This window comes from Stenotrophomonas sp. STEN029 (assembly GCF_056760015.1).
This window is the reverse complement of sequence record NZ_JBRREC010000005.1, coordinates 22,519-35,032: the sequence shown is the minus strand read 5'-3', so window position 1 is coordinate 35,032 and position 12,514 is coordinate 22,519. Positions and strand designations below refer to the sequence as shown.

Genomic DNA, 12,514 nt, shown 5'->3' with positions numbered 1-12,514 from the left:
TCAGCGCCCCTTGGGTGCGTTGATCGGATCCAGCGCACGGAATTTGCTGCCGTACTCGTCGGTGAGATTGCGCGCTTCCTGCGGATTGCGAACGATGGTCGGGGTCAGCAGCACGATCACTTCGCTGCGGCGGCTGCTTTGGGTCTTGCGACCGAACAGGCCACCGATCACCGGCAATCGGCTCAGTCCGGGCAGACCGGATGAGCCCTTGGTGGCGCTGTCCTCGATCAAGCCGGCCAGCATCACCGTGTCGCCGGCATTGACCGCCGCTTCGGTCTTCATGCGGCGGGTGTTGATGCGTACGTTGCCGTTGTCATCAGGCTCACCTTCGGGCGAGCTGACTTCCTGCACGATGTCCAGGAACACCATGCCATCGCGGGTGACACGTGGACGCACCTTGAGGATGGTGCCGGTCTCCAGGTACTGCACCTGCGCGTACTGGTTGTCGCTGATGCCGGACACCGACACCGAATACACCGGAATCTTGCTGCCCACATTCAACGTGGCCACCGCGTTGTTGCGAACGAACAGCGACGGGGTTTGCAGCAGGCGGACATCGGTGACCTGGTCCAGTGCCGTGATCACCGCAGCAGCATTCTTGCCAAGGAAGGTCCAGCTCAGCCCGCCGCCGCCTTTGCCGTCACCGGGAATCAGCGAGCCAGCGATATCACCCCAGATGCCGCGCCCGAGGGCTGACGGCAGGCCGGCGCCACCCTTGTCGACGGCGGCGTTGACCGCCTGCTCGAAATACCAGTTGACGCCATAACTCAGGTCACCGCTCAAGGCGACCTCGGCAACCTGCGCCTCGATGTGCACCTGCATTGGCATCACATCGAGCTTTTCCACCACTTCACGGATCGAACGCCATGCCTGCGGTGTGCTGCGCACCAACAAGGTATTGGTTTCCTCGACGGCGGAAACACCGACGCGGTCGCCTTCCACTTCCAGGGTCACGCTGCCATTGCCCGAGCTGCGCTGCGGCAAGGCCATGCCCTCGCCCATGCCGCTGCTGCCGCTGCTGCCGCTACCACCGCCCACGCCATCGCTTTTGCCGAACGAACCGCCGCCGTCACCGAGATTGTCGTCGGCGCTGGCCGATGGATCGACGGTGCCACCGCCTTGCAGGCTGACTGCACTGGCGCCCGGCGCCAGCGAAGCGGCACCACTCTGCCCGCCACGCGAACCACTGCCAGCGCCAAACACTTCGGCCAAGCGGTCCGCCAGATCCTTGGCCTTGATGTACTTCAGCTCATACGAGAACAGACGCGCACTGCCGCCGGCACTGTCGATGCGGTCCAGCCACTGCTGGATCTGGTCCAGGTAACGCGCCTGCGGAGTGATCACCAGCACCGCATTGGCATTGTCCAGCGGCATGAAACGGAACATGCCGGCGCTGGGCGTCTTGCTGGCTTCGCCGAATACCTTCTCAAGGTCACTGGCCACCTGTGAGGCGCGTCCGGACTGGATCGGGAACACGCCCACCGACATGCCCGACAGCCAATCCACGTCGAAGATCTCGACCGTGCGCAGGTAGTTTTCCAGTTCGGCGCGGGTGCCACCCAAGGTGATCACATTGCGCGAGCCATCCACGCCGACAATCGCGTTCGGGCGTGCATACGGCTCCAGCACCTTCTTCATCTCACTGGCCGAGATGTACTGCAGCGGCACCACCCGCACCTCATAACCACGTGCGGCCGAGGCCGGTGCCGTGCTCGGTGCGACCGTGCCCGCCAGCGACTGGTCAGCCGGCACCACGTTGTAGCGGCCGCCGCTGTAGATCAGCCGGGCGTTGTTCCAGCCCAGTACCATCTCCAGCAGGTTCAGCGCCTGTGCCGGCGACACCGGCTTGGGCGTGGCCAGGGTTACCGTGCCCTGCACGGTCGGGGCGATGACGTAGTTCTGGCCGAGCATGTCACCGAGGATGGCTTTGGTGACTGCCTGTACCGATTCGCCCTCGAAGTTGAACACCGCCGTGCCGTTGCCAGCGACGGTCAGGGCGGGGGTCGGTGCCGAGGCGGCAGCGCGGTTGATCACCGTACCGTTGCCACGACGGATCACCGCCCTGCCCTGGGCGTCATCGACCTTGGGGGGCTCTTCGGCGCCGAGCGGATTGGTGCGCGCTGCCTCACCGGGGGCCGGCGTACTGCTATCCGTCGCAGCATTGCGACGGATGTCCGGTGCCGGCGTGGTAACGCAGCCGCTCAGGGCACCGATCAGCAGGCTGACTGCAACTATGCGTGATGTCATACGCTCACTCTACGGGTTCTGGCGGCCGGAGCTGCCGTTCTGATTCTGTTGTGCCTGCCGACGGCGGGCCTGGATGCGATCACGGATCGCCTTTATCTGGTCTGCCGATGGCGCAACCGGGTCGGCTGCAGGCGGCGGAGTAGCAACGCTGACCGGCGGCGGAATCGGCTGCGAATTGCCAGGCAGGGGCACTGCCCCGCCCTCTGTTGGCGGTTTGGGCCCGCCGCTGAACACCTGCAATTCCAGGCTGAGCGTGCCGGCCGGGCCGCTGACCACCGCGCTGCGCGGCTGCAACGACAGCAGCTGCCAACCGTCCTGCACCTCACCGCCCAGGCGCAGGCGCAGCGACTTGCCCTGCTCGGTGGTCAAGGTGGCCATGTCCAGCCCCGGTGTCATCAATACGCCGGTCAAGCGCACACCTGTCGTTGCCGGTTCACCGGCTTCGCCAATGAAGAACGGATGCGGCCGCCGATCGCTGGCGAACAGTGGCCGGTTCAAGGCTTCGGTGTTGTCGGCGGCCACCAGCTCCCTCGCCTGCGGTACCGCTGGCAAGGCCGGCACTTCCAGCGCTGCGTTGCTGCTGCCAATCCTGCCGCCAAGGCCGAACAGGCAGGCTGCCCACACCAACAGCGCCCAAGCCGCGAATGCAGCCAGCAACCAGGTGCGTAGACCCACTGCGTCATTGCGCATTGGCTGCCTCCGTCGTTGGCGCGACCACGCCCGGGCGCAGGTAACCGCTGAGCTCGAAACTAACGTCCAGTCCGCCACCGCCTTCGCCCAGGCCGGCGGACAGGATGTCGAGCCGGTCCACGCGCAATTGCGGCGCACCGGTTTCCAGCGTCTGCAACACGTTCATCCATTCGCTCATGCCACAACGCAGCCGCGCCTGCACCGCAACGCGCGGGAAGCGGCCAGTGCTGTCGGCCGGCAACGGCGAGCGATCGCTGATCGCGCAGCTGCGCTGGTCCGGACTGGCCAGACGTGCCGCTTCCTCCAGTCGTTGCACCAGTTTGGAGGTCGCCAGCTCCGCTGAGCTTTCCGCCATGAAGCCGGGTTGATCGACCAGTGCCTGCTGGGCCTGCTGCAGCCGTTGCGCGACCTGCGGCGCCTGCCGCAGCTGCATGCCGATGCGCTGCTGGCGCTCCTGCAAGGCCTGGATTTCCGCTTCGACCACCAGCATCGGGCGGACCCACAAGGGCTGCACCAGCAGCAGGTAAATCATGCCCAGTACGGCCAGAAGCAGGCCAAGTGCCAACCAGCGGTCACGGCGTGCGGGATGCGTTGCCATCGGCAGCCTCCTGGTTGGGGCCGCGCAGTTCCGCGGTCAGGGTGAAGCGTTCACGCGCGGCCCCCTGGCCGGCCTGCAACACACCGGTCAGCGATGGCGTCTTCCACAGCGTTGAGCCCTCAAGCTTGGAAACCAGCGATGACGCACTGCTGCTCATGCCGATCAGCTGCATGCGGCCACCTTCGATCGAGAGTTTCTCCAGCGAGGTATCGTCGCCCAGGCGCTGGCTGAGTTCGTTGATGATCTCCGTTGCGGTCGCCTGCTGGGCGCGTTGTGCGGTGAAGAACTGCTGGCCATCGACCATATCCTGCAGCTGCTGCAGCTGCGCGGCCACCGCACGCGCGCGCACCGCAGCTGCATCCACCTGTGCCGCCAGCCGGGTCGCGGCGGCGCGTCGATTATCCAGCAACTGCCACGCGGCAAGCACCAGCATCACAACGCCTGCGACCAGCAACAGCCGGTTGAGCCGGCGCATGGGATCGTGGCGCTGCCGGCGCAGTGCCGACGGCAACAGGTTCACCCCCAAGGGCTGGCCCTGCGCATCAACTGCATCCACGCCATCCAATTGCTGCTGCCACGTCTCACCCGGGCCCAGCAGCGCATCCACCAGTGGTCGCGGTACGACCACCAGTTCGGTATCCAGTTGTCCATCTTCGCGACGCTGCAACAGCCGCACGTCGTAATACACCTGCGCGGCGGTGAATGGCGTCTGCCGGTCTATCTCGAAACCCAGCACTTCGCGCAGGCGTGCCTCGGCGGCGGCCGGCATGCGCAAGGGTTTGCGCAGAACCGCGCTGGCTGGCAGCAGTCCGTGGCGCGGCAGGCTGGCCACGCGAGGCGGCAGCGCGGCATCCACCGCGTGCGGCGTGGCATCGGCAGGCAGCGCCTGCAGCACCTGCCGCTGGCCGTTCTGCTGCAGCGACAGCAGCAACTGCGCGTTACCCGCTTCCAACAGCAAGCGTGCATCGGACACACCCAGCAAGGCCTGCCAGCGCAGCGGCAGCCACGACAGCAGGGACTGGCTCCACCAAGCCCAGAAGCCACCCGCGCCCGGCGCAATGCGTGCACTCACCTGCCCCAGTCGTTCACGCAACCCCGTCATCTGGACATCGCTCCCTGTTCCCATTGCAGCACCGTATACGGTGCACCGACCACACCACCGGGATTCAGACGCACCACCGCGCGGACAACTGCCTGTCGCTCGGCCACCAATTGCACCTTGCTGGTGACACTGTAAGTGCCGGTGTCACCCACTCCGGCTGAAGTTTCGCCCATTCCGGGATTGCCGTCTTCACGTTCGCGCTGGGCCAGGATCAAAGCCGCATCCATTCCCATCGCGGTCAACACCGGACCGGGGGCAAAGCGCGGATTGGGCCGGGCGCTACCGTATACCGTCACCAGCGGCACAAGCTGTACGTAAAGTGCTGGTTCCATGCCGAGCACACGCTGCAGTTCGCTGACGCTGTCGAACGGTGCGTTCTTGGCGCCATACGGCAACCCGGCCGCCTGGTAGTCGGCGGTCTCAGCGCCGCCAGCAACCTGCAGCAGCGAATCCGGATCACGCCAATCGACGATGGCGCCGGCCAACCGCGCGGCCTTGTCCGGTGGCAGTTCGAGGCCACGCAGCAAGGCCTGCAGCAGGTTCAGGTCGGCCTGGTTCAAATCAACCTTGCCGGTCTCGTCAACGATGCGCAGCTCCACCGTGCGGCTGTCGAACTGCCAGCGATAAGGCCGGCCATCGGCGCGCCAGCTGGGCTGGGTCGGGGTGGCGCGCATCCGCGACAATGCATAGTCGATGCCGGCGTGGGCAATCTGTTCGCCCCCGGCCAGGTCACCGGTGACCCGGCCCTGCAGGTGCTCGACCCGCGCGGTCAAGGCAAACGCGGCAATGGTCGTAGCCAACAAAGCCACCACCCACAGCACCAACACCAGGGCTGCACCGCGCGCCTTCATCGCCAGCTCCCGGCAATCGAGGACTGCGGCAAGGCCACCACCAGCGGCGGCCAGGCCGCACCCTGTGCGGGCGTGATTTCAATCGACACCAGCATCGGCATGCGGCCCGGGACCTCCCAGTTGTCCTGCCAGCGCCCCATTGCAGTCGTGCCCGGTTCGATACCGCGATAGCGCAGCTTTACCTGCTTCAGTCCATCTGCCAGCAACTCGCTGCCGCGCGGCGGGTTTTCCTCCAGCAGCTGACCGGATTGCAACAGGGTCAAGCCCAGACGCAGCTCCTGCGTCGAACCGCTGCCGCTGACCTCCAGCGTGTGCAGGTAGGGGCCGCCACGGCCCAGGTAATCCGGCACATTGGCCACAAAGCGCAGCTGCGTCGGGCTACCGGTAAACACTGCGGCGTTGCCACTGAGGGCGTCGCGTTCCAGCGCCAGGGGCATCGCCGAGACCAGACGCCGGCGCAGAAAACCTTCCACCGCGCGCATGCGCTCGTTGCCGCTGGCAATCGCCTCGCCGCGGCTGCTGATCGCGAGCGTCGAGCGCACCGCGGCGAACGCCAGTGCCATGCCTGCCGCCAGCAGCACGGTGGCCAGCAATACCTCGATCAGGGTGAAGCCACGTGCCCGCAGCGGATGACGCAATGAGCACCTCATGGCAGCACTTCCAGCGGTGCATTGGCGCGCAGTCGCAGGGTGCGCCAATGCAGTTGTTCCTGCGCGCTGTCGCCCCAGCGCACCTGCAGGTCCAGCAACCACAGCCGCGCCTGTTGCTGGCGCGGCTCGACGTAGGGCGAGACCTGCAGATTCCACTGATAGCGGCCCTGCTCCCACTCACCCTGTTGGCGACCGGCCTGCAAGGGTGCTTCAACCCCGGCGACTGCCAACAGCGATTGCGCATGCAGGGCGGCACGGCCGTAGCCGTCGGCCATGCTGACCTGGCGTGCGGCACCGGACAGGCTGCCCAGCAACAAGGTCATCGCCAAGGCCAGCAAGCCGAAGGCGACGATCACTTCAATAAGCGAATAACCGCGTTGGCGCCTCATCCGGCACCCTCGCGCAACGGCCCGGCCTTTACCTCGCCTGTTATCCACGCAACGTCGATCCGCCACACCGCCTTGCCGGCACGCAGTTCAATGCGGCCGCCGCTGGAGGCGCCATCCTCGAAGAAACGCACGACGCCTTCGTCCTTGCGCGCCTGCAATTGCCCAGCGCCGGTGAATGTCACCACCAGCGCCTGTGGCAGCTCACCATGGTGACCGTCCGCGCCCTGCCAACGGCGGCTGCCCGGATTGATCTGCAACTGCTGTGCGACCCCGGTACTGATCGCACGGGTACGCGCATAACGCAGTTCGGCCGCCAGCGTCTTGCCGCTCGAGCGCAGCTGCATGCCGTCCATGCCACCACTCATCGCCATCGCAGCCATCATCGCCAGCGCGGCGACCAACGCCAGCACCAGTACCATCTCCAGCAAGGACATGCCGCGCATGCCTGCGGGCCGCGCGGATACGGCACGCGTGGCAGCAAGCGGTAGTGGAAAGCGCGTCACGACCATCAAGGCTTATTCGTAGCGGATGTCGGCGTTGTAGCTCTCGCCGCCGGGCTGGCCGTCGGCGCCCAGGCTGATCAGATCGAACGGACGACCTTCACCCGGCACCCGGTACTGCACCGGATTGCCCCACGGGTCATTGAACTCCGCCGGCTTGGAATACGGGCCCAACCAACCCGCCACACCTGCAGGCTGCGTGGACAGGTCCTCCAGCTTGCTCGGCAAGCGGCCGGTATCGAGCTTGTAGTTCTCCACCTTGCTGGCCAGCGTCTGGATCTGGGTCTTGCCAAGGTTGGCCTTGCCACGGTCGGCACCGCCCAGCACACGGCTGCCGACCAGGGTCAGCACCGCGCCAATCAGCACGATGACGATGATGATTTCCAACAAGCTCATGCCAGCCTGGCGTGCGCGTGACAGGGGTTGCTTCAGGGTTCGCCTCATTTCTTCATCCTTCCACGAAAACAGGGATCAACCGATGGCATTGGTGAGGTCGTACAGCGGCACCAGCACCGCGATGATGACCACGCCCACCACCGACGCCAACAACAAGGTGATTACCGGCACCAACGCCGCCAGCATGCGGTCGATGGCGCGGGCACTTTCCTGCTCAAAGGTATCGGCGGTCTTGAGCAGCATGCTTTCCAGCGTGCCGGACTCTTCGCCGACCTGGATCATCTGCAGGGCCAGGCGCGGGAAGCGGCCATTGCGCCCCAATGACGAAGCCAGCCCGGCACCGTTCTTCACTGCGTCGGCGGCCTCGCTCACGTCCGCGACCAGGGCACGGTTGCCGAGCACGTTGCGGGCAATGCCCAGCCCGGCGAGCAATGGCACGCCATTGCGCAGCAAGGTGCCAAGCGTGCGCGCAAGCCGTGCGCTCTCCAGTTTGGCAACCAGTCCACCAATCATCGGCCGCTGCAACAACCAGGTATCAAAGCCCAGACGGAATACCGGATCACGCCGCTTGCGCTCCACCCACAGCAGCAGCAACGCTGGCACCACGATGAAAACGAACCAGCCCTGGCGCACCAGCAGGCCGACTTCCAGCACCGCGCGGGTGAACCACGGCAAGGTCACATCGAGACTTTGGTACATCAGCGAGAACTGCGGCACCACGTAGCCGAGCAGGAACAACAAGGCCAGGCCAACCACCACCAGCAGGATCGCCGGATAGATCAGGGCATTGATCACCCTGCCCTTCAACTCCTGGCTGCGCTCCAGGTAATCGGCCAAGCGCTGCAGGGTTTCGTGCAGGCTGCCGCCCGCCTCGCCGGCGCGCACCATGTTCACGTACAGCCGCGAGAACAGGCCGTGTTGGCGCTCCAACGCCTGCGACAGTGGCGCGCCACCGCGTACGCTGTCGCGGATATCGGCAATCACCCGTTGCGAGCGTTGGTCTTCCGGCGTTTCCATCAGGATCGACAAGGCACGGTCCAAGGGCTGTCCGGCGCTCAACAAGGTCGCCAGCTGCTGGGTGAACTGCACCAGCGCGGCGCCGGCAAACGGACGCTGCCGCCATTGCTTCCAGCCGCCGCCCTCGAACGCCGAGCCGGTCGCCGGCCTGGCTTCCACCGGCAGGTGGCCCTGCTCCTGCAGACGCGCGATCACCTCGCCTTCGCTGGCCGCATCCATCTGCCCTTCGAGCAGGTCGCCGCGGGCATCCAGCGCCTTGTATCGGTAACGCGGCATCAGCAGCACCGCTCCGGGTGTACGCGATGACTCATGCGTCCTCCGTCACCCGCAGCACTTCTTCCAGCGTGGTTTCGCCACGCAGTGCCTTGCCGATGCCATCTTCGTACATGGTGCGCATGCCGGCCTTGCGTGCGATCTGTTCGATCTCGCCCATGCCGGCCTTGCGCATCACCGCATTGCGCAGCGCATCGTCCATCACCAGGAACTCGACGATGGTGGTGCGGCCGAGGTAACCGGTCGGCGCCAGCGCCGACGGCTGCGCGCGGTAGAGATGGATGTCGCCCTGCGGCTGGAAGCGGCGCAGGCCGAAGCGCTCGATCTCTTCTTCCGACGCGCGGTAACGCAGCGCGTGGGTCGGCTCCAACCTGCGTACCAGACGCTGGGCGAGGATGCCGTTGATGGTGGAAGTGAGCAGGTAGTCTTCCACCCCCATGTCCAGCAAGCGGGTAATGCCACCAGCGGCGTTGTTGGTATGCAGGGTGGACAGCACCAAGTGGCCGGTCAGCGCCGACTGGATCGCGATGCGCGCAGTTTCCAGATCGCGCATTTCGCCGATCATGATGATGTCCGGGTCCTGGCGCACGATGCTGCGCAGGGCATTGGCGAAATCCAGCCCGATCTGCGGCTTGGCCTGAATCTGGTTGATTCCCTCCAGCTGGTATTCCACCGGGTCTTCGACGGTGATGATCTTGACCTTGTCGGTGTTGAGCTGGTTGAGCGCGGTGTACAGCGTGGTGGTCTTGCCCGAGCCGGTAGGGCCGGTCACCAGCAGGATGCCGTGTGGCTGCTCCAGCACCTTGCGGAACTGCGGCAGGAAATCCTCGCTGAAACCCAGCCGCTGGAAATCAAATACCACCGCTTCGCGGTCGAGCAGGCGCATCACCACGCTTTCACCGTGTGCGGTGGGCATGGTGCTGACGCGCAGGTCCAGCTCCTTGCCCTGTACGCGCAACATGATGCGGCCATCCTGCGGCAGGCGGCGCTCGGCGATGTTGAGCTTGGCCATGATCTTGATGCGGCTGATCACCGCCGCGGTGAGGTTGACCGGCGGGCTTTCGCCATCGACCAGCACGCCATCGACGCGGTAACGCACCTTCAGTCGGTTCTCGAACGGCTCGACGTGGATGTCCGACGCGCGCAGTTCCACCGCACGCTGGATCAGCAGATTGACCAGGCGGATCACCGGCGCTTCGGAGGCGAGGTCGCGCAGGTGCTCGATATCGTCCAGAGGCGCGAGTTCACCATCGGTGGTTTCCAGGATCGTCCCCATCGCGGTACGGCCCTGTCCATACCAGCGCTCGATCAGCTCATCCACTTCGCTGCGCACGCCAACCACGGGGGCAACCTCGCAACCGGTAGCGAGGCGGATCGCGTCGATCGCGTAGCCGTCCTGGGGATCAGCCATCCACAGCAGGATGCGGCCACGTTGCTCACCCAGCGGCAGCACCAGGAACTGCTTGAGGAAGCGCAGCGGCACCGGCTCCACGCCTTCCACCAGCTCAGGCGGTTGTTCGGGCAGGTCGCGGGCGGCAAGCAGCCGCAGCTCCAGTACCTTGGCACAGGCTTCAGCATGGTCGCGCTCGGACACCAGCCCCAGCCGTGCCAGCAACACCAGCAGGTCGCCACCGGATTCACGCTGCAGCTGGCGTGCGCGCTGCAGGTCAGCGTCCTTCAGCCGGCCCTGCGCCAGCAGTTCGGTGACGATGCGGTCGGCAGGTGATGGCGCAAGTTGGGCGTCGTGGGCTACCGCGTTCACGCAATCCTCCTGAGTTGGCCGAACTTTAGCAGTTCGCACCCCAAGGTCGTGCACATGAACCCGCATTACAGGCAAAAAGAACCCCGGCATTGCCGGGGTTCCAAGGTCGCACGACAGTCAGAATTACTGACGGGCAACCAGACTCACACCGCTGTACGAGCTCGCCCCAACCAGGGTGACGTAGTAGGTGCCAGCCTGCGGCTTGTTGATGCGCACCGTTTCGCTGTTACCGCCGCGGGTCGATTTGGCGTCGAATTCGCTGCTGCTCGCCACCGCCTCGTAGCGGACATACACCGATACGTCGCCGCTGCCACCGTAGGTCATGAAGGTCAACACCTTGCCGGCCTCGGCCTGGAAGCTGTAAACCGTCTCGCTACCACCACTGCCGGAAACCCCGGTCAGCGCAACCTTGTTGACCAGCGGCGTGGCGTCCGGGCCGCACTGCTCGACATTGGGATCGCACGGCGGCGTGGTTGCCTTGATCAACGCGGCGTTGATGTTGAGGATGCCGGCGCCGATCGGGGTAGAGGCCGGGATCGCCACCGGGAACGGCGTGGCGGTCGTCTTCAGCAGGTCACGCATCTGGTTCAGGGTCAGCGGCGTATCGACCACGCTCTGCACCATCGCCACCGCAGCAGCCACATGCGGCGATGCCATCGATGTGCCGCCCATGCCGCCGAGGATCCAGTTGCTCGGCTCCGGCCCCTTCTCGCCGCCGTTCATCACCTGCCAGATGTAGCCGTTCGGGTTGCCGTCGACCGAGCCACCGCCGCCAGGCGCAGACAGGTCCACGCGTGCGCCGTAGTTGGAGTAGTAGGCGCGCGCGCCGGTGACGCCGGTGGCGCCGACGCTGATCACGTTGTTGCACGAAGACATGGTGTAGCTGGCGGCGTTGGCGTTGTCGTTGCCTGCCGCGACCACCACGATTGCACCCTTGCTGTTGGCCAGATCGATGGCTTCCTGGTACTCGCTCGGGCAGGTCGCGGGCGATACGCTGCCCAGGCTCATGTTGATGACTTCGGCAGGATTGGTGTTGAGCGGCAGCCCCGGCACCTCGCCGCCTGCGGCCCAGACAATGCCGTCAGCGATATCACTGCCGAAACCACCGCAGGAACCCAGCACGCGTATCGGCATCACCTTGGCTTTGTACGCCAGGCCGGCCAGGCCCCTGCCATTGTTGGTCTCCTGGGCGATGGTGCCGGAGACGTGACTGCCATGCCAGGAACTGACGTCGGCCGCATGCGAGCCACCGGTTGCCCAGCCGGTGCAGTAGTTGGCCTCCACCCAGTCACCGATATCCCAACCACCGGCAACCCGCCCGTCACTGTCACGGCGCGATACGCGCTTGTCACTGATCATGTCGTAGCCGGGAATGACATTGTTCTGCAGGTCCGGGTTGCCCTGGGTGATGCCGGTATCGATCACCGCCACCACCACGCCTTCGCCCTGCGACAGATCCCAGGCCTGCGGTGCTCGCACACCGGTGCTGGGGTTGAAGAAGTTCCACTGGTACTGGGCATAGTTGGGGTCGGTCGGAACCATTGCCGGGGCGACATCCACCATGCGCTGGTACATGCGATCGATGTCAGCGCGTTCAACGGCCGGATTTGCCTTGAGTTCGCGGACGAAGTTCGCCGCTTCCTGCGCATTGAGGGCACGCGAGGTCTTTACCACGCTCCAGCCCGGCGCGCCCATGCGCCGCAGCAACGCCGCCTGGACCGCAGGCTGCGCGGCTGCACGAGACGTCTTGGCCACGGCACGATCCAGACCGGCGCGCGACGCCGCTGCGCCAAGGCCACGGTTGAGCGTCGCCGCATCACGCAATTCGCTGCTGCCGGCGCGGTACTTCACCACGAACCGATAGCCACCGCTGCTGTCCACCGTGGACGAACTCAAGCCTATTGTCTTCGCGGGTCCAATTCCGGCAGCAGATGCGGCGGGCACGCCGATCGAAGCCATCAGTACGGCACCAGCAATCGCCAAACCAAGCTGGGTCTTCTTCTTCATGTCGGATCTCTCGTCTTGATAGAACAGGGATG

General features: G+C 65.5%; 12 protein-coding genes. All 12 read right to left on the bottom strand.

Annotated elements, in window-relative coordinates; all coding sequences use genetic code 11:
* On the bottom strand, window positions 1-2,247 hold the full coding sequence (gene gspD, locus ACVOLI_RS02100; RefSeq protein WP_481533337.1) for a type II secretion system secretin GspD: 2,247 nt from the start codon (window positions 2,245-2,247) through the stop codon (window positions 1-3).
* Window positions 2,248-2,256: 9 nt separating this feature from the next.
* Window positions 2,257-2,937: a hypothetical protein gene (locus ACVOLI_RS02095; protein WP_481533336.1), complete on the bottom strand. Its 681-nt coding sequence runs from the start codon at window positions 2,935-2,937 to the stop codon at window positions 2,257-2,259.
* Window positions 2,927-3,535: a type II secretion system protein GspM gene (gene gspM, locus ACVOLI_RS02090; protein ID WP_481533335.1), complete on the bottom strand. Its 609-nt coding sequence runs from the start codon at window positions 3,533-3,535 to the stop codon at window positions 2,927-2,929. Before gspM ends, ACVOLI_RS02095 begins: the two co-directional genes overlap by 11 nt.
* Entirely contained in the window at window positions 3,510-4,637 is a 1,128-nt protein-coding gene (locus ACVOLI_RS02085) for a PilN domain-containing protein (RefSeq protein WP_481533334.1), read from the bottom strand. The genes gspM and ACVOLI_RS02085 overlap by 26 nt, the downstream gene beginning before the upstream one ends.
* On the bottom strand, window positions 4,634-5,488 hold the full coding sequence (locus ACVOLI_RS02080) for a type II secretion system minor pseudopilin (protein WP_481533333.1): 855 nt from the start codon (window positions 5,486-5,488) through the stop codon (window positions 4,634-4,636). Before ACVOLI_RS02080 ends, ACVOLI_RS02085 begins: the two co-directional genes overlap by 4 nt.
* Window positions 5,485-6,138 carry a prepilin-type N-terminal cleavage/methylation domain-containing protein gene (locus ACVOLI_RS02075; RefSeq protein ID WP_481533332.1) on the bottom strand — a complete coding sequence of 218 codons (654 nt, stop codon included), beginning with the start codon at window positions 6,136-6,138 and terminating at the stop codon, window positions 5,485-5,487. The genes ACVOLI_RS02080 and ACVOLI_RS02075 overlap by 4 nt, the downstream gene beginning before the upstream one ends.
* Window positions 6,135-6,527, bottom strand: coding sequence for a type II secretion system protein XpsI (gene xpsI, locus ACVOLI_RS02070; protein WP_481533331.1), 393 nt, complete (start codon window positions 6,525-6,527; stop codon window positions 6,135-6,137). The genes ACVOLI_RS02075 and xpsI overlap by 4 nt, the downstream gene beginning before the upstream one ends.
* Window positions 6,524-6,970 (bottom strand): type II secretion system protein XpsH, encoded by a 447-nt coding sequence (gene xpsH, locus ACVOLI_RS02065; RefSeq protein WP_481533369.1) that lies wholly within the window; start codon window positions 6,968-6,970, stop codon window positions 6,524-6,526. The genes xpsI and xpsH overlap by 4 nt, the downstream gene beginning before the upstream one ends.
* A gap of 72 nt (window positions 6,971-7,042) precedes the next feature.
* Window positions 7,043-7,471, bottom strand: a complete 429-nt coding sequence (gene gspG, locus ACVOLI_RS02060) for a type II secretion system major pseudopilin GspG (RefSeq protein ID WP_303748838.1) — start codon at window positions 7,469-7,471, stop codon at window positions 7,043-7,045.
* A 27-nt stretch (window positions 7,472-7,498) separates the two neighbouring features.
* Window positions 7,499-8,716: a type II secretion system protein XpsF gene (gene xpsF / locus ACVOLI_RS02055; RefSeq protein ID WP_481533330.1), complete on the bottom strand. Its 1,218-nt coding sequence runs from the start codon at window positions 8,714-8,716 to the stop codon at window positions 7,499-7,501.
* Window positions 8,717-8,747: 31 nt separating this feature from the next.
* Window positions 8,748-10,475 carry a type II secretion system ATPase GspE gene (gspE, locus tag ACVOLI_RS02050; protein WP_296249330.1) on the bottom strand — a complete coding sequence of 576 codons (1,728 nt, stop codon included), beginning with the start codon at window positions 10,473-10,475 and terminating at the stop codon, window positions 8,748-8,750.
* A 123-nt stretch (window positions 10,476-10,598) separates the two neighbouring features.
* The gene (locus tag ACVOLI_RS02045; protein ID WP_481533329.1) at window positions 10,599-12,482 is read right to left on the bottom strand and encodes a S8 family serine peptidase; all 1,884 of its coding nucleotides are present in this window, start codon (window positions 12,480-12,482) and stop codon (window positions 10,599-10,601) included.
* Window positions 12,483-12,514 lie beyond the last annotated feature (32 nt).